Source organism: Novosphingobium sp. 11B, from assembly GCF_054589055.1.
Genome location: NZ_BAAILP010000323.1, coordinates 95,884 through 112,028 on the forward strand (window position 1 = coordinate 95,884; position 16,145 = coordinate 112,028).

Here is a 16,145-nt window from a genome sequence, read left to right on the forward strand (position 1 = left end):
CGTTGGCGAGGGTCAGAATTTGGCGGCGGCGCCGGGCTTGATCTCGAGGGTCACGCCCTCCTGGATCACCACGACGACGTCCTTGGCGGCGCCGACCTCGACGATGGGCCCCGCCTGCCGGGCGAGATCGAGGTAGAAGTCGGTGAGTTTATCCGACGACTTGGAAAGGCCCCCGGCGATTCCGGTCTTGGCGGCGTCCGCGGCATCGAGAGTGCGCACCGAGCCCAGCGCCGAGGTCGACGTGCTGCCGAACGTACTTTCGACCGATTGCGAAATGCCGCTGATGGTGCCGGCGATGAAGGCACGGGCGAGCGTCGCGCCGGCGCGGGTCACCACCTTGCCCGAGAGCCCCTTCTTGCCGTCGGTGTCGACGAAGAAGCCTTTGACCGGCTGATCGACCACAGAATGCTCGTCGAAATCGACACAGGACAGCGAGACGAGCTGGATTTCCACCCGCTCCTTGGCGAGGCTGCCGGTGGCGTTGCCGATGACGAAGCAGCCGGCAAGGTTCGCCTTGACCTCATTGGGCAGGACTGCCGGCGCCTGGACCCTCGCGATGATCGGCTCGGGATTGCTCGTGGCGTCCCGGCTCGCCAGCGCGTCGATCCCGGTCAGGAGCCGCGCCTTCATGAAACCAGGCGGTAAATAGATCGTCCGATTCTTTTTTTTGGACGACGCCGAGGCATCGGCGGTGCCCTGTGGGCCGCCCGTGCCTATAACCGCGCCGGTCGCCGAGCCGATCGCGCCGACCGTCTTCTCGACCGGCGGGGCGGGCGGCGCCGCGGATACCGATGGACCCGTCGGCGGTGCGGGCAATCTGTCGGCGTCTGCGGAAATGTCGCCGGTCTCGGGCGGATAGGGCAGGGCCGGAACGGTATCCGGGAGTGCGGGCGGCAGATCGCCATCGCTGCTCTGGTTACCCGCAGCCGATTTGCTGCCGGGAACCACCTTGCCTTCCTCGATGGCGCTCACCCGGTCTCCGAGCAGCTGCTGGCCGTCGAGCACTTTCTTGAGATCGCCGCGCAGCTTCACCTCGAGGCTGTCGCCGCGCAGCCCCGCGCCCATATTGAGCGAGGCGGCGGGATCGGCGCTTTTCACCTCTTCCTTGCGCCCCGAGGCCAGGTAGAGCGCGAAACCGAGCGCACCGACTGCGACGGCGACCGCGAACTGCCGCGCGCGCAGCTTCTGCTTCGCGGACAGCCGGTCCCACCTGGCCTTCCAGTCGGGCAGGCCAAGGAATGCGCCAATCCCGGCACGGGCCAGCGCATCCTCGCCTTCGCGCGCCGACTGTTCGGCCAGGTGCGCCTGGTAGGCCGAGCGCGGCTCAGAGGTTCCCGTTGCCTTGTCGTCCGCGCCGTTCATTGAACCGCTCCCCGGCGCACGACCACGAGGCGGGCGGCTTCTCCGGCGGCGAGGCGCACACGATCGAGGGTGATCGCGAAGATACGCTCGCCGAGACCGGCATCGACCAGTTGGCGCTCGTCGAGCACGATCGGCGCGCCGGCCTGCAGCCGATATTCCGAGGCGGACAGCCCGGTGCCTTCGATGGCGATCCGGCGCTGCTCGGTAAGCGAAAGGGCAGGCAGCGATGAAAGCCGTACCGCCATGCCCGATGGCGCGACTTCGCTGAAGGTCGCCGGGACATGATCGTCAAGGAGTGCCATCGTCACCGAAACCGCGCGGTCCTCGTCGGCGAGCGCGGCGAGCAGATCGCTGTTGGCCTGTGCGCGCTGGCGGGCGCCGGGCACAAGCTGCACGGTCTGCGCCGGGATCTCGGCGGGCTCGCCATAGAGTGGGTACGTCGCGCCGTTGCAGGTGACGAAGAATTCTGCAGGCTGGGTCACATAGGTCCGCGTGACCTGGCCGCCGTCGTCGACCTCGCGCGTCAGGAACTTTATCCAGGCGTCCGCGCCGCCCTTCTCGACAGCGAGACCCTTTTCGGCCGAGAACTTGACGTCCTCGATCTCGCCGCCCTCGCACACGACATGATTGATGTCGCGATTGGAGAGACGGATATGGCTGGTCTGGTCCGGCAGTGCCTGGATGCTCTGGGCCGATGCCGGAGCGGGCACGATGAGCGAGGAAACCAGGGCAAGCACTGCTCGAAAGCACGCGCTGTGGCCCAGGTGCGTCATGTCTCTATGCGAACCTGCGGCCATGGCTGGCCGCCGTGACATCGCGTCAGCGTGTTTCGGCATCGAACTGTTCCTCGGAAAGACGGGTCAGCCAGAAGCGGCCATTCTCGATCCGGTAACCGATCCGCAGAATGCCCCGGAATTTGCGGATCACCCCGCCGATGACGCGGACCTTCTCCACCGGCACGAGGATTTCATGGGGCGTCCAGCGCACAGGCTGGTCACCCCGGATGTAAGTGGCGATCGACAGGGTCGGATTATCGGCCAGTTCGTCGAGCACGCCGTTCAGGCTGTCGCGCATTGCGCCGTAGGCGGACGGATGGACCAGCCCCAGCAGCTCCTGGAACTGGCGATCGGCCGAATAGGCCGACCAGGTTCCCGACAGCGCGACGATGTTGCGCGTCATCGCGACCAGGTAGGCTTCGGACGGCTTGCTGCCCGAGACGTAGAGATCGCCGGTAGCGCCGAAGGGCACGACCACGGTGCGCGCGTTCTGGTTGGTCGTGTAGATGACCGCTCCCAGCACCACCGTGACGCCGAACAAGCCGGCCACCGCGACCTTGAGCAGCCGGTTCTCCTCGAAGAGGTTGGCCGAGCCCTGCAGATAGCGATGGATGCCGAAACTCGCCGGTTTGCCCAGCAACGGGTCTTCGGCCGCTTGCCCGCGTGAGAGGATACCCATCGCGTCTACTCGAAGAAGCGGGTCTGCGTCGGACCCGGATAGTGAGGGAAGGAAACCAGGCCCCAGCGCCAGGCGAGATGGGACAGGTAGCCCCTGGGCTTGCTCCGCTTCCACGGGATGAAAAGGAGAAGGGCGGCGATGAGCGCCCAGCCGACAAATCCGCCCACGATCGCGGCCACGAAAACACTCGAGGTCGCGAGCAGGAACTCGTCCGATCCGAACCACAGGATCTGAACCGGCCGATGCAGATATTGCGGAAGGCGCTCGTCCATGTGCCCTTCTCCTCCTGCTTCATGACACCTTGCGAAGGTGTCGGTTTCCGGGGACCGACCATCGGCCCCCAGCACGGTACCGGCGCGGGACGGACCTGGCCGGTCGGCCAGGCGCACCCCGCGCGCAGCGTCTCAGACGACCATCCCGAACGTCTGCAGGATCGAGTCCGCCTTGATCAGGCAGACAGCTGCGACGATGGTCGGGATGCCGATCATGATGTTCGAGAAGAGGCGTGAGACTCCGAACAGGAAGGCGGCGACGCCGCCCACGAAGCCCAGCGGCCCCTTCACGCCCTTGTTCACGACGATATCGTAGATGTCGTAGCCGAGATCGCCCTGGGCCGGTGCCGAGAAGGCATGAGCCGGGCCGGCGATCAGGGCCATCACGCCCAAAGGGAGGCCGATATTCGCAGCCGCGAGAGCCTTTTTACCGAATGTACGCATCATGGCATTGCTCCAAAGAGGAGCCGTCCGGACATTCGCCTGCCGGCATCGACGAGGATCGGTGTCGGCCGGGGCGTCGGTGGACGGCTCCATGAGCCCGCCGCCGCCGGCATCCTGGTTCATCCGCCGGGCCGGGATCGGCCGGACTGGATGCCCTCCGGAAAAGAGAACGTCGCTTCGCGCTGCGGTGCGTGTGAACTCAGCGCGGCGCATCGGTCGCGACCTTCGCCAGCACGGGCTTCGCGTGCCGGTCGAGGAACGCCTCGAGCTCGGCCTGCTGGAAGCCCGAGATGAGCTTGCCGTCCGCGATGAGGGTCGGCGTTCCCGAGACACCCACCCTGGCGACCAGTTCGGCATCGGCGGCGACCTTGTCGCGGCCGGCCGCGCATTGGCGCAGAACCGGCAGGGTCTGGCCCGCATAGGCGGCCTTGAAAGCTGCCTCGCGATCGGGCGAGCACAGAATATGCTCCGCCTTGGCGGCAGCGGCCGGATGAATGCCGCTTACGAAGAAGATGAGCCGCCGGACCGGCTTGCCTTCGGCAAGCTTGGCGTTCCAGTAGCGGTCGAGCGCCTGGCAGTAGGGGCAATCGGGATCGGTGAATTCGATCACCGTCGGCGCATCGACCGGCCCGATCGCCAGCGCCTTGGCAGGATCGATCGCCTTCAGGCGCCGGCTCGCACCTTGTTCCTGGGCGAGCGCCGTCAGGTTCACGCCGTTGCGATCGTAGACCATGGCGAACAGCAGGTGTTCGCTCTGCGGCGCGAAATAGATGATCTTGCCGCCCGCGGAGGCTTCGTAGATCGGCCCCTTGACGGGCGCGGGGCCGAAGTCTTCGAAGCGCAGGTTGGTGAAGGTCTGGTGGAGCTGCCGCTCGGCTTCAGCCTGCGCATCTCCCAGCGGATCGCGTTCCGTCGGATTTCGTGCCGCGACTTCGGGTTGGTTTGATGCCTGATCCTGCTCACGGGGATAGGCCGAGCCAGGCGATATGAGCGCCAGCGCTGCGATACTAGCCGCGCCAAGAAACAAGGCAGGCCGCTTCGGCCACGATGGGGACGCGATCGAGTCTTCCCGCCGCTTCGCGGCGTGTCCGGCCCTGGCCCCAAGATGCATTCTGGCAGTCATCGCCAATTCACGAGGATCGTGGAACATTGACACATGCCTCCTTCTTCCGGCGCGCAGCGGTAGCGCGACGGGTTTTGTCATGCGGTTCGGGCTAGGAGCGTGGATAAGGGCTGCGCTCGCCGTCACCATGATGATCGGATGGATGAAGGATGATGCGAGCAATTCGCCGCTGCAATGGGCAGGGCACTGAGATACCGGATCGGAAATACAGTACCGCAATCGGCAGCCCATTGCCGGATATGGTGCTTTCTTCGGCTGTTTTTGCCGTCTTGTCTGTGGAAGCGCTGGCCGAGGCGCATTGCTTCGTGACCGAATCAGGCGAGGGAGTGACGGTGTGAGGATGTCCAGGAGCTACAAGCTGCAACTCTCCGGGAAAGGCGTCGATGCGTTCCTTGCCTGCCACTGCCGGCTTGCGCGCCTGACGCGCGAGTTCATTCCCTACGGACTGACGCTTTACGTCGCCATGAGCATACTCGATTCCAGCGATCCGGCCGATATCGCGGCCGAACTGGAATCGCCCGATTGTGAAGTGCTGGGCGGGACATCAACGCGTTTTGTCGGGGCGACAACCCGGCTTGCCGAACTTGTGGAACGTACAGGCAAGCGTCTTGCCGAGAGTGGGCAATACGGGCGTCCGGTTGCGACATGGCGCCTTTACAATGCGGGACTCAGCCTACTCCTGAGTCTGGACGATGCCGAGTTGCAGGCCATCTACGAAAGTGCCTCGGCGATCATTCCGGCAAAAAGAACGCGGTAAAGCGACGATGAGATCTTCGATTTCGGATTAAATACTTTCATCATGAAAGCATTACTGTTTGACCCCTGGCGTTATCAACAACATCCTCCTCATACGGGCTGCGCGTGGGAGCTTGAGCCATTGGCAAGGGAGACCTGGTCATGCCGCTTCGGGCGATACCCAACGCACGCGATCCTTCCGTACTCGAGGCGATCAAGCAGATGTCGGGGAGGCGCATCGAAATGAAACGACGAACCGAGAAGATCACCCAGGAGCGGTTTGCCGCGCAGGTCGGGATTGGCGCGCGCTGGCTGCGCGAGATCGAGGCCGGCAACCCCAAATCCCGGCTCGACGACCATTTCCGCTGCGCTCATGCACTGGGACTTTCGACCGGGCATCTCATCATTCCGCTGCTTTTCATGGAACACCAGCGGGTATTTCCGCACGGTCTGCTCGAAGGGGATATCTCGAAAATCGAAACCGTGTGCATCGATGCGATCGCCCGGCACAATATCGACATGCTTTCGTTTCAACTCCTCGCCCGCGATGCCGATCATCTCCCCGGTAACCGGGAGGGTGACTAAACGACGATGTCGCCGGGAGCCCGCCAGCATGAAGCGGCCTATGTTCAGCTCAAGCAGGTTCTGCTTTCCCCCAGCTACCTCGCGGATCGCGAACTGTCGGTGACGCAGCTGGCAGCAGACATGGGAACCAGTATCTCGCCCGTCCGCGATGCGCTGCACCGGCTCTACGGAGAGGGGCTGCTCGCGATGGGCGAGCATCGCGGATTTCGCGTCATGGGCTGGAGCGAGGCGGCCTTGCGCGACTGTTACACATGGCACGGACATTTAATCCGCATGGCCGTCAAGGCCCGGAAATCCAGGCGGCTCGATGATCCGGCAGTCCTCAGAAGCTCTGCCATCGACTGTAGCGCGCCCGCCCGGATCGTCGAAAGCGCCGAAACCCTGTTTCTGCGTATCGCGGAGAGCTCGGGATCGAACGAACTTGCCGCCGCCGTCAAAAACGCCGGTGAGCGGCTTCGGGTGGTACGACTCGTCGAGACGGAGCGCTGGTCCGACTGCGGCGATGAATTGCTTGCCGCCAATACATTGGCGAGATCCGGAACCGGACGAGCTCTTCGCGAGGCCTTGTGGAACTATCACCGCCGGCGAATTCGTGCCGTCAGAGGACTATGCGAAGCAGTCCGGAAATCCGTACCCTGCTGATTTGCGTCAGTAAGATCGTCGGCAGGGTAGTAAAACCTGGATCACAATAGAGCGCGGCGAGAGTACTTTCATGCTGAAAGCGTATGGTGCTGAATATATCAGCTCCCAGCCATAGCCTTTGTGGGCCACGAACCGAGTGGCAAACAGAAGGAGGCAAATATGGAACGCGAACATGAAGCCGCCGACAACGGTGTGATCGAACTGGGAGTCGCCAGCGAGGTCACTCACGGGTCCGGGGACCGGCGGATCGACAATCCGCAAGGCCAGTCCCTGATCGGCATGCTCGACGACTGAGCATAGATGGCCTGGCTCGCGGCGCCGCCGCGGGCCAGGCTTTTCTTTGGGGAGGAAGACAATGCCGTTCGTTGATCTTCGCGCCGGAGTGGGCCTTTGCGATTATCAGGATCGGGTCCTTGCCCTCGACATCGACCGCGATCGTTATTTCGAGCTCAAGCCGGAGCTTACGGGATTGGTCCGCAGGTGGCTCGAAGGATTCGAGCTCACATTCTCGCAAACCGAGGCGTTGATGAAATCCGGCCTTTTCGGCGTTTCGGAAACCGCCGGGCTCCGTCATGGCCATGATCGCCGGCTGGCTGAACGCGCCATCGTCGGCACGGAGGCGCCCGTCGAAATCGGAGTTCGCTTCGTCCTCAATTATGCCCGTGCGCTCGTCTGGCTCTCTTTCTTTCACTGGAGCATGCGGCGGCGCAGTCTGCGTTTCCTTCTGAAGATCGCGAACGCGCGAGCGCAATATCGAGCGCAAGGTACGGCGCACAGTCCAAGCGCCAGTCCCCCTGGTCTGATGATCTGCCTCACGGCATTCAGCTGTGCGTCACTGCTCTTCCCTCGCACATCACGTTGCCTGCCCGATGCACTGGCGTTGCAACGCCTTGCCTCGCGGCACACTGCTTGCTCGAAAATCGTTTTCGGCGTCCAGGCCGACCCGTTCCAGGCGCACTGCTGGGTCCAGTTGGACAAGGTCGTGCTGGGTCAGGGACTGGACGTCGTGACGGGCTTTCGCCCCATCCTGGCATCGCCATGAACACCACGTTCTCGATCCTGGCGGATCTCACTGCCGCCCCGGATCAGGATGGATCTCCCGGACATACCCTTAGCCGGAGGCTGGTGCATAGTTCGGACCTGAAAATCCAGCTCCTGTGCCACGGTGACGTCGTCATCATCGGCGATGTATTTCCCGCTGCACGGAGCCCGTCTGTCGCTGCGTTCGAAGGCAGCGGCAGCGATCCGCTTGATTTCCTGGCCGCCTTCGCCGGCGCCTATTGGGGGCGATACGTCGGTCTTGCCCGTAATCCGGAGACGGGCGAACTGGCAATCTATCGCGATCCATCGGGCATGGTTCCGTGCTACTACGGTCACTCCGAGAGACGTGTCTCGATCGCGACGGATGCGGTGTCTATATCCGCGCAGTTGGGCATCCGACCGACGATCGACTGGTCAAGCATTGCAAATCATCTTCTTGCCCCCGATCGGCGTCAAAGCAGGACCTGCTTGGACGGCATCACGGAGGTCCTTCCGGGCGAACTCGTGCGTGTCGGGCGAGATGGTGCGCGCCGGGAACTCATCTGGAAGCCGGCGGATTACGCGGGGCGCAACCTGGAAATCCGTTTCGGCGATGCTGCCAGCCTTATCGAGACGACATTGGCGCAGGCAGTCGCGGTGTGGAGCCAGCGATATCCGCATCCACTCGTTGCCGTGTCCGGCGGCTTCGATTCCTCGTCGATCGCCGCGCTGGCAGCGCAATCGGGACCGATCGACCTTCTGGTGTATTTTGCGCGATCCCCTCTGGCGGATGAGCGGAGCTATGCCGGGCAAGTTGCAAAGCACCTGGGCCTCGGACTTCACGCCGAGTATTGCGATCCCCGGCATGCACAGGTGAGCCGAAACCTCTCGGCCGCGCGTCCGCGCCCATCAGCCCGGGCCTTTACCCAGGTATTCGACCGGCATGCCGAGATGCACGGCGAAGCGCTTGGCACCGCCGCGCACTTCAACGGTGGGGGCGGAGACAACGTGTTCGGGAAACTCCATTCGGCCTACCCTCTGGCTGATCGGTATTTGCATGAAGGACTGACCCGACATCTCCCGCGCACCGCGACCGACATATGCGGCGCGACCGGTGCTTCGCTGCCCTCGGTGCTGCGGCAGGCATTGGCGGCTGTGTCGGGCCGGTTGCCCGGCAAGGCATGGCCGGGCGCCACCGAACTGTTGTCGCGCAGGGCGATCGACATGCGTGACGACAGCTTGCATCCTTGGCTCTATACGGAAACCCCTCTTTGGCCAGCGCAAAAGCAGCTCATCAGGAATATCGCGCGTGCGACGGCAGGCACTGATCACCTCCATATCGAGGGCGCTTTGCCGACAATCTATCCTTTGCTTTCGCAGCCACTCGTCGAATTGTGCCTGTCTCTTCCGACCTGGTTCTGGTTCGAGGGGGGGCGCGATCGCGCCGTCGCCCGCGCTGCCATGAAAGTTCACCTCCCGGCCGGCATCCTGGAGCGCAAGCTCAAGGGGGCTTTTGACGGTCTGGTATATCAGATCGTCGATCTCAATCGCGCCGCTATACTGGAGGATCTGAAGAACGGGGTGCTGGCGAGCCAGGGCCTCATTGACCTGGAAGCCGTAGGTTCGGTTATGGGCGGGAATGGGAGCAACGAAGTCCACGCCATACGAACCCTCCATCTTCATGAGGTGGAGATGTGGTGCCGTCACTGGTGCTGAAGGCGCTCTCTGAGCCAGACGAGATTGCGGTTGTAGACGGCGGATCGATGGGCCGGATGAAGTTTCACATGCCCCTCATCCGGGTACACGTACATCTCGATCGGCCACCCTTTGCGGTGAAGGTCGCGGTATGTCGCAAGACCCATCCTGAACTCGCTCGATGCGGCCTGGACAAGGATGGGAACCTTTCTCGCATCCGGCGCATCGACTATGGAATTTGTGCGCCAGAACCCCGGCGCGGCATCGCGCGTCCCGGGGTAGCCCATCGCGACATAAAATTCGTCGAGTGCCGGTCCGCTGGCTTCCTGCGCGGGCTCGCTCTCGCAGCACGTGCTGAGGATGGCTGCCGAGAACAGCGACGAATTGGCAAGGGCAAAGGTCGCAGTCACCGCGCCGTCGCTCTGCCCGGTGATGGCGATCCTGTTTGGATCGATGATGCCCTCCCGGTCCAGCTGGGTGATTACCCGCTCGAGCGACGAGAGATTACTCCTGCGATCAGCAAAATTCTCGTTGTTGCGGGCGTAGAACTCCGCGTCCGTTCTTGGATGGCTCGTCAGCCCGAACCACGTCGGCCTGTTGAAGCTGATCACCGCGAGGCCTTGCCCGGCCATCGCCTGGATCGGGTATTCGTCGCCGGTGCCGCCGCGCAGGAATCCACGCGATTCATACTGGACGACGACAAGAGGAAGGCGTGTTCCCGGCTTCCAGCCCGGAGGCAGGACGAGATCGGCGAATGTCGTCAGTCCGAAGGCATTCTGCCAAGTGCGCCTCTGGATACTACCCAATCGCAGCGACGAAAATGCCGGGTTCGGGTCGAACACATCGCGGCGCTTGCCCGTACTCGTGTCCAGTTCGACCACTTTTCGCGGCCGGCTGGACGTCTCCTGCGCGCAAACGAGGTCCGCATCCCTCGAAGCGCATCCGAATAGCGCGTCCGACGTTTCCAGCAGGCGTACAGGTGCCTCTTTGCCCAGCCCCCAGGAGTAGAATTCCGTACGGCTGTCCGCTGGCCCCGAGCGACGCTGGAAGATAAGCCGCTTCCCGTCCGATGCCCACCACAGACCGGTGACAGCCGTGCAGGCTGCAAAGGGGCATATGCTCCCTGCGGTCCCGTGAGATTTGAGCCTGATCTCGGTCACGGCGTCGAGCGCGTCACTGCGCGGAACGATCCAGGCAACGAGCCCGCCTTCCTTGGCGATCGCAGCCGCGAGAGCACCACTGGGCCAGAGGCGCGATGGATGAAGGGTTCGCGCATCCTGCTGCGACAACGCGGTCGCTCCGCCGCTTTCGATATCCCAGGCACTGTCGATGACCGGAATGTCCGAAGGGGGCATTGGTCCGTCGGCTGATAATGGCCAGAACCGCTGGTCGTAGCGATAGCCATCCTTGCCTTCCGCAGCGATTGCGGAACGAGCAGCAACCAAGCCGGGCTGACTGGAATAGAGCAGACGTTGTCCATCGTCAGAAAGGGCCATCTCGAGTATGTCCACCGCGCTCGTCAACACGCGGTTGGTGCGCCGGCTTACTCGATCGTAGATCCAGATTTCGGAACGGTCGGTGAAGGTCTTGGTGTAGGCGAGCCGCCTGCCATCGAGTGACCATCGAAGCAGCACCGGCTTCGGGATGCCGAGGGGAAGGTCTGTCATTCCGTAGCGAGTTGAGCTGGCGGCGACGATCTCGCCTCCGGTGTCGATCACCGTCGGGGTGTAAGGCGCATCCAGCCCGACGAGCACGATCGCCGTGCAATACCGATCATTCTCGGCGTCGGCCTGGCGAAGTTGCAATGCAGCCGTATTGCCCTTCGCCGACAGGCTGAAGGGTGCCGGTGCGCTGCCCAGGCCGATGGCGCCGAAATCCCGCAGATCAACAAGGTCTTTCGCGGTAACGGTGCGACCCGTTGAGGGCTTCGGGGAATCGAGTGCCAAAGTGCAGGGCGCGACCTCGCGCGATTTTGCCTGCGCTGGAGCACCGGCGCACACCATGAGAGCGCAGCCGAAGCGCGCGATTGCTTGCAGGTTCATGGGAGAGTCCAATCGAGAACCGCAGCGGCGCTCGCCGCTGCAGAGCCTTACCAGTCCTTGGAAATCGTCAAGCTGACGAAGCGTCCGACCGGTGAGGCATTGGTCGAATCGTATTTGACGTAATAGGTGTAGCCGCCGCTCGGTGCCGCGTATGGCGGATGCCTGTCGAAGGCGTTCTGAACATTGACCTGAAATCCAAGCCCGCCCAGTGGACCTCGTCCTCGCGGAATCTTGTATCCTGCGGAGAAGTCGAGCGTGGTCAGCGCAGCGACCCACGCCGCCGGATTCTGCCTGTTGTCGGAAAGCCCGGATTGATGGCTGACGTAGGCACCGACGGTCAGTCTCCGGTCAGACCAGGTCACGCTTCCCCTCGACCGAAAGCGCGGCGGATTGAAGACCGTGCCCGCGAGCGCGATATTCGCAGAATCCCCGGTGAAGTTCTGGTTGGACCATAGCCAGGCACCACTTGCTGCAAACGTCACCGCCGACGTGCCGTTGACAGGCAGTCGGAAATCGACGGCGAGATCTACGCCTTCAATCGTTTGATGCGCGGCGTTCGTATATCGACTGTTGATGATCGCAACGATCTTGGCAGGATCGTACTCTCCCGCGAAGTTGTAGAAATCCAAGGCATTGGACAAGACGTCTTCGATGTCGGCGAGGGTAGGCGAGTAGTTGACGGCGGGATCATATGCCGGATCGCTGAGCGCGGTGAACATGGCGGCGCCGGAGACTGGCTGGATAATGCGGTCGCGATATCCGATGTGGAAATAGCCGATGGAAGCGCGAAGCTGGTCAATAAGGCGAGGGTGGATGTCTATGGCTGCTGACCATGTGTTGGCATGTTCCGGCTTGAGGTCGCTATTGCCGCCGTAGTCGGTAAGGACGGTAGATCCCGCCGGAAAGCGTTCGCCTCCCATATAGCTGGTCGGATCGAGGTAGGCGCTGCGGTATTGATAACGCTGGCTGAGCGTGGGTGCCTTGAACGACTTGCCCCAACTCAGCTTGACGCTGAAATCGGGGGAAGGGCCATAAATGAGGCCAAGCTTGGGCACCGCAACGGAACCCATGTGAGGATAGTGTTCGTAGCGCAGCGCTGCACTCAGGATGAATCGTTCGCCCAATGGGGATGCGTCGACTGGCAAAAGGACCGGCATCCTGAATTCCGAGAACCCGTAATAGCTGTCGATCGTGCCGCCATACCGAAATTGGGCGGACGAGGGCGAATATTCGTAGCTATTATACCGATAGCCTGCGCCTACTACGACATCGACAGCGTGAGGACCGAAACCGGTGATGGCTCCGGCGACATAACCTTCCGGGTTGACGACCTCGTTTTTGTAGTAGCCGGTAGACCGGGAGGCGACATCGTCATTTAAGAGCGTGGTCTGATCGTAGTTCAGCTTGCTTTTGCCGTATGTGACCGAGGCATGGGCATCCCATCCGGCCCCGAGGTCGATACGAACAGACGGGGTCGCGGAATAGGAGGTCACATCGGGCCGGTTCTGATAGGCCACGCCGTAGTCAGTGACCTGCGACATGAAGGATTGCCGGTTGCTGTATGCGGCGTCGATGGAAAACTCCGCCGTCGAGGAAATAGCCTGATGCGCGCTGGCGACGATGCTGTCCTGGTTGACGCGGGGATAGAGCGTCCCGCCATTGGGCATGTCTGCCGTATACTCGCGATCATCCGAGTAAATGGCGCTGTTGGCCTGATGGCTGTAGGCCAGTGTCACGCCGCCGCTCGCCCAGGTTTTGCCTGCGACGCCGGAAAACTGCTTCGTGAAATCGTCGCCATCGGTCGCTCCGCCCACCGTGGTGGTCAGATTTGCGCCGTCGTAATCCCGCTTGAGAACGACGTTTATCACCCCGCCGACCGCGTCCGAGCCGTAGATCGCCGATGCGCCATCGGCGACGACATCGATCCTCTCGACCCCCGCCAGCGGCACCGCGCTTATATCGACGGCCTGGACGAATGACCCGTATGACAAGCGATGTCCGTTCAGCAGTACCAGCGTCGCGTCTCCGCCCAGGCCGCGCAGGTTCGGCATCGAACTCGCATCCATGTTCTGATTGGCGATGCCATTGGCGCCGGGCGATACACCGGGGTTCTGCCCACCGCTGAAGTTCTGCGGCAGGGCACGTATCGCCTCGCCGAGATCGACCTGCCCAGCCGAACGGATGTCCGAGGCCTGCAGCCTGATGGTCGGTGACGCACTGTCCTGCGACTTGATATGCGTTCCCGTGACGACGATCTCATCGTCGTTTCCCGCCAGCGCCGGGCTGCCAATGGCGCGTATGATGAGCGCTCCATCGATCACTTCTGCCGTCAGCCGCGTACCGTGCAGCACTCGCTTCGCGGCATCGACCGGTAGGAAGCGCCCTTTCAGTGGCTTGGCGAATTTGTCCTGTAGTGGATCGGCCGGTGCCGAAAATTCAAGGCCGCTCTGGCGAGCGATTGCTCGCAGCGTCTCCGTCAAGGATTGAGCGGGCAGGTCTAAAGCCACCGCCCGATCGGCTTGAGCCATCACGGGCACGCCAGTTGCCAACGCGCAAGAACCGACACCTACAAGAAAGCTGCAACGAAGCGCTCGCATTCTATCCCCCATTGTCCAGATGGCGCACCCAATGGCGGCCATGTGGAGCTAGACGGGAGAAATTTCGCAGCGAGCGGCGCCGACGTCATTTCTTGAGAATTATGCGTTCTGCTCCTCGAGACTCCAGCGTCAGTCCCAGAGCGCGGGAAAGATGTTTGGCGACGCTCTGCGGATTACGGATGTGCAGTTCCGCGCTGACGCGCATCTCGGCGACATCGGGCGAAGCTGCGATCAGCTTGACGTTCGAATAGAGGTTAACCTCTGCAAGGATGGCGCCAATGGTTTCATTGTCATAGCTTTTCACGCCGGTGATCCACTGCTCGTCATTGACCGGTGCCGGCTCTACGGTAGCCGTCCCGCTTTGCAAGATGGCTGCGGAATAGCGAATTCGCTGTCCGGGATTAAGATAGCGCGCTGTCCCGGCGGTGTCCTTCGTTGTCCCTTGGCACGGGGGTGTGACGGCGACATGTCCCGTATACAGGACAACGTCCATCTGGCAGCGGCTTCGTCGTTCGACACTGAACCGGGTGCCGAGCGCGGTAGTCGTACCTTCTTCCGTTGCAACGATAAATGGGCGGGAGCGATCATGGGCAACGGAGAAAATGGCCCGGCCATGATCGAGCGTGATATCACGTCGGTCACTGCGGAACGAAACCGTCAGTCGGCTATCGGAATCGAGCGTCACGATTGATCCGTCTGCCAGTGCGATCTGTCGAACTTCGCCTGTCCTCGTGGTGAGAACGAGCGGGCCGTCGCCGCTCCGGGGCGCAGACGAGGCAAGCGGCCCGGTATCCGCATGCCGGCGCAGGTTCTGTCCCGAAAAGATGTGCGCCCCGAAAAGGAGGATGGCCGCTACAGAGGCCGCGATCGCAACCCTGCTCAGCAGTTTGGCACGCCGATGCTTCTGCCGCGCGCGTACGGTTCTGGCTGCGGGGTCAATCGTGCCTGCCAGTGCGGCTTCCACGATGTCGAATTCCCGGCGGTGCTCGGGGTCCTGGGCACACCAGCGCATCGCCGCGGCGTGCAATGCCGGGCTTTCCTGACTTTCCAGCACCCAGCGCCGTGCCTGCTGCTTGATGGTAAGCGGGGGATCAGTCTGGGTCATCGGCCTTCCATGCACTCCATCAGATGGTCCAGCGTCTTGAAGACCCTACGTTTGACGGCCCATTCGCTGAGCCCCTTCGTTCGTCCGATCTCGCGAAAACTATAGCCCTCCACGCGGTTGAGCAAAAACATTTCCCGATCGAGCGGATCGAGCGTCTCAAGTATGTTTGCGATTGCGGCGACGTCGGTTCGCGCCTCAAGGACACGAAGCGGATCAAAAGGAGTGGGAAGCTCGGTTGCCTCGGAGAGTGGGCTCTTGAGCGTGCTTACGCGGCTTGAGGATAAATCCGCATGGTCTCGCAGCAGGTTGATCGCGATGCGACGCAAATAGCCCTGCGGGGTTCGTAGTATCGTCGCGGTGCCGCTCCTGAGGAAGCGGAGAAAGGTTTCCTGCGCGAGTTCATCCGCTTCTGCGCGGCAAACTGAGTTACGATGGAAATAGCGGACCAGCCACCGACGTTCCTCGCGGTAGAAGCGCGCGAATTCATCGGTCGTCGCGCGATCGAACCCATCATTGGTGTCGCTACCGGCGTGGATGTCATTGGCCATGGTAGACACCATGGCGCGTACCATCAAAGCACGGTGAAAGCGGAGCGCAACGCGCTATCCCGCTTGCCGGCATTCTACTCACACCTGATTGTCGTCGAGGCCCCATCCGTCGCACCTATGTCCACTCGGGGCGACGGCCGAAGCCGGATGTTGGAAACCTGCTTAGAGACAGGCGCATGCGCCTTTACCGTTGCCGGCTGGACATACGCACATGCCACCCGGCCGCAAAACCGACCGAGTTCCTCTAAGCTAGGGTTTCCACGCCCCAACTCCCGGCTTTCACGGGAGCGGAGCCATTTGCACATGGAAGGGGCAGGGAGGCAAGCAGGAATTGACACGCTATGTATCGAACACCGTTTCGCGTTGAGGAGCTCCCTTGGCCCGGGGTATGATATGCGAGCGCACCTCTTCCTGGTTCCGGGGCAACGAGGTGAGAAGTGTGCGCACCTTGATGGCGGGGTCGGGCGGCCAAGTTTGATGGCCCTAAGGAGGAAAGCCAGCTTAGAGCAGGGGGCATTGC

At 62.4% G+C, this 16,145-nt stretch carries 16 protein-coding genes; 6 read left to right on the forward strand and 10 right to left on the reverse strand.

Annotated elements, in window-relative coordinates:
* Positions 1–12 precede the first annotated feature (12 nt).
* The 6 genes from ACYPYD_RS26885 to ACYPYD_RS26910 all read right to left on the reverse strand — a co-directional run bounded on the left by ACYPYD_RS26885 (position 13) and on the right by ACYPYD_RS26910 (position 4,683).
* Positions 13–1,362, reverse strand: a complete 1,350-nt coding sequence (locus ACYPYD_RS26885) for a TraB/VirB10 family protein (RefSeq protein ID WP_459666816.1) — start codon at positions 1,360–1,362, stop codon at positions 13–15.
* Positions 1,359–2,135, reverse strand: coding sequence for a type-F conjugative transfer system secretin TraK (locus tag ACYPYD_RS26890; RefSeq protein ID WP_459666818.1), 777 nt, complete (start codon positions 2,133–2,135; stop codon positions 1,359–1,361). The genes ACYPYD_RS26885 and ACYPYD_RS26890 overlap by 4 nt, the downstream gene beginning before the upstream one ends.
* A 46-nt stretch (positions 2,136–2,181) precedes the next feature.
* The gene (locus tag ACYPYD_RS26895) at positions 2,182–2,817 is read right to left on the reverse strand and encodes a TraE/TraK family type IV conjugative transfer system protein (RefSeq protein WP_459666820.1); all 636 of its coding nucleotides are present in this window, start codon (positions 2,815–2,817) and stop codon (positions 2,182–2,184) included.
* Between the two features lie 5 nt (positions 2,818–2,822).
* Complete coding sequence (locus ACYPYD_RS26900) at positions 2,823–3,089, reverse strand: type IV conjugative transfer system protein TraL (RefSeq protein WP_008827576.1); 267 nt, start codon at positions 3,087–3,089, stop codon at positions 2,823–2,825.
* Positions 3,090–3,221: 132 nt separating this feature from the next.
* Positions 3,222–3,536, reverse strand: coding sequence for a hypothetical protein (locus tag ACYPYD_RS26905; RefSeq protein WP_207081237.1), 315 nt, complete (start codon positions 3,534–3,536; stop codon positions 3,222–3,224).
* A 196-nt stretch (positions 3,537–3,732) separates the two neighbouring features.
* A complete protein-coding gene (locus tag ACYPYD_RS26910; RefSeq protein ID WP_459666862.1) occupies positions 3,733–4,683 on the reverse strand; it encodes a DsbC family protein in 951 nt (316 codons plus the stop codon).
* A 313-nt stretch (positions 4,684–4,996) separates the two neighbouring features.
* Between ACYPYD_RS26910 and ACYPYD_RS26915 the strand changes: the two genes are divergently transcribed.
* The 6 genes from ACYPYD_RS26915 (at position 4,997) to ACYPYD_RS26940 (ending at position 9,354) form a co-directional block, all read left to right on the forward strand.
* Positions 4,997–5,413 carry a hypothetical protein gene (locus ACYPYD_RS26915; RefSeq protein ID WP_459666821.1) on the forward strand — a complete coding sequence of 139 codons (417 nt, stop codon included), beginning with the start codon at positions 4,997–4,999 and terminating at the stop codon, positions 5,411–5,413.
* 140 nt (positions 5,414–5,553) lie between these two features.
* Complete coding sequence (locus ACYPYD_RS26920; protein ID WP_285019032.1) at positions 5,554–5,976, forward strand: helix-turn-helix domain-containing protein; 423 nt, start codon at positions 5,554–5,556, stop codon at positions 5,974–5,976.
* A 6-nt stretch (positions 5,977–5,982) separates the two neighbouring features.
* Positions 5,983–6,618: a GntR family transcriptional regulator gene (locus tag ACYPYD_RS26925; RefSeq protein ID WP_459666822.1), complete on the forward strand. Its 636-nt coding sequence runs from the start codon at positions 5,983–5,985 to the stop codon at positions 6,616–6,618.
* A gap of 159 nt (positions 6,619–6,777) precedes the next feature.
* Complete coding sequence (locus tag ACYPYD_RS26930; RefSeq protein ID WP_285019028.1) at positions 6,778–6,912, forward strand: benenodin family lasso peptide; 135 nt, start codon at positions 6,778–6,780, stop codon at positions 6,910–6,912.
* 61 nt (positions 6,913–6,973) lie between these two features.
* Positions 6,974–7,660: a lasso peptide biosynthesis B2 protein gene (locus tag ACYPYD_RS26935; protein ID WP_459666824.1), complete on the forward strand. Its 687-nt coding sequence runs from the start codon at positions 6,974–6,976 to the stop codon at positions 7,658–7,660.
* A complete protein-coding gene (locus tag ACYPYD_RS26940; RefSeq protein ID WP_459666826.1) occupies positions 7,657–9,354 on the forward strand; it encodes an asparagine synthase-related protein in 1,698 nt (565 codons plus the stop codon). Before ACYPYD_RS26935 ends, ACYPYD_RS26940 begins: the two co-directional genes overlap by 4 nt.
* On the opposite strand, the gene ACYPYD_RS26945 is transcribed toward ACYPYD_RS26940, so the two are convergent.
* From ACYPYD_RS26945 to ACYPYD_RS26960, 4 genes are all read right to left on the reverse strand, one after another.
* Positions 9,342–11,375, reverse strand: coding sequence for an Atxe2 family lasso peptide isopeptidase (locus ACYPYD_RS26945; RefSeq protein ID WP_459666828.1), 2,034 nt, complete (start codon positions 11,373–11,375; stop codon positions 9,342–9,344). The genes ACYPYD_RS26940 and ACYPYD_RS26945 overlap by 13 nt on opposite strands.
* 47 nt (positions 11,376–11,422) lie before the next feature.
* The gene (locus ACYPYD_RS26950; RefSeq protein WP_459666829.1) at positions 11,423–13,903 is read right to left on the reverse strand and encodes a TonB-dependent receptor plug domain-containing protein; all 2,481 of its coding nucleotides are present in this window, start codon (positions 13,901–13,903) and stop codon (positions 11,423–11,425) included.
* 154 nt (positions 13,904–14,057) lie between these two features.
* Positions 14,058–15,077, reverse strand: a complete 1,020-nt coding sequence (locus ACYPYD_RS26955) for a FecR family protein (RefSeq protein ID WP_459666831.1) — start codon at positions 15,075–15,077, stop codon at positions 14,058–14,060.
* Positions 15,074–15,625: an RNA polymerase sigma factor gene (locus ACYPYD_RS26960; protein WP_459666832.1), complete on the reverse strand. Its 552-nt coding sequence runs from the start codon at positions 15,623–15,625 to the stop codon at positions 15,074–15,076. Before ACYPYD_RS26960 ends, ACYPYD_RS26955 begins: the two co-directional genes overlap by 4 nt.
* Positions 15,626–16,145: the final 520 nt, after the last annotated feature.

What these genes read in the sequence shown, in the direction of transcription:
- ACYPYD_RS26885 (WP_459666816.1), bottom strand. Translation starts at nt 1,362, where the DNA reads ATGAACGGCGCGGACGACAAGGCAACGGGAACCTCTGAGCCGCGCTCG.
- ACYPYD_RS26890 (WP_459666818.1), bottom strand. Translation starts at nt 2,135, where the DNA reads ATGACGCACCTGGGCCACAGCGCGTGCTTTCGAGCAGTGCTTGCCCTG.
- ACYPYD_RS26895 (WP_459666820.1), bottom strand. Translation starts at nt 2,817, where the DNA reads ATGGGTATCCTCTCACGCGGGCAAGCGGCCGAAGACCCGTTGCTGGGC.
- ACYPYD_RS26900 (WP_008827576.1), bottom strand. Translation starts at nt 3,089, where the DNA reads ATGGACGAGCGCCTTCCGCAATATCTGCATCGGCCGGTTCAGATCCTG.
- ACYPYD_RS26905 (WP_207081237.1), bottom strand. Translation starts at nt 3,536, where the DNA reads ATGATGCGTACATTCGGTAAAAAGGCTCTCGCGGCTGCGAATATCGGC.
- ACYPYD_RS26910 (WP_459666862.1), bottom strand. Translation starts at nt 4,683, where the DNA reads ATGTTCCACGATCCTCGTGAATTGGCGATGACTGCCAGAATGCATCTT.
- ACYPYD_RS26915 (WP_459666821.1), top strand. Translation starts at nt 4,997, where the DNA reads ATGTCCAGGAGCTACAAGCTGCAACTCTCCGGGAAAGGCGTCGATGCG.
- ACYPYD_RS26920 (WP_285019032.1), top strand. Translation starts at nt 5,554, where the DNA reads ATGCCGCTTCGGGCGATACCCAACGCACGCGATCCTTCCGTACTCGAG.
- ACYPYD_RS26925 (WP_459666822.1), top strand. Translation starts at nt 5,983, where the DNA reads ATGTCGCCGGGAGCCCGCCAGCATGAAGCGGCCTATGTTCAGCTCAAG.
- ACYPYD_RS26930 (WP_285019028.1), top strand. Translation starts at nt 6,778, where the DNA reads ATGGAACGCGAACATGAAGCCGCCGACAACGGTGTGATCGAACTGGGA.
- ACYPYD_RS26935 (WP_459666824.1), top strand. Translation starts at nt 6,974, where the DNA reads ATGCCGTTCGTTGATCTTCGCGCCGGAGTGGGCCTTTGCGATTATCAG.
- ACYPYD_RS26940 (WP_459666826.1), top strand. Translation starts at nt 7,657, where the DNA reads ATGAACACCACGTTCTCGATCCTGGCGGATCTCACTGCCGCCCCGGAT.
- ACYPYD_RS26945 (WP_459666828.1), bottom strand. Translation starts at nt 11,375, where the DNA reads ATGAACCTGCAAGCAATCGCGCGCTTCGGCTGCGCTCTCATGGTGTGC.
- ACYPYD_RS26950 (WP_459666829.1), bottom strand. Translation starts at nt 13,903, where the DNA reads ATGGCTCAAGCCGATCGGGCGGTGGCTTTAGACCTGCCCGCTCAATCC.
- ACYPYD_RS26955 (WP_459666831.1), bottom strand. Translation starts at nt 15,077, where the DNA reads ATGACCCAGACTGATCCCCCGCTTACCATCAAGCAGCAGGCACGGCGC.
- ACYPYD_RS26960 (WP_459666832.1), bottom strand. Translation starts at nt 15,625, where the DNA reads ATGGCCAATGACATCCACGCCGGTAGCGACACCAATGATGGGTTCGAT.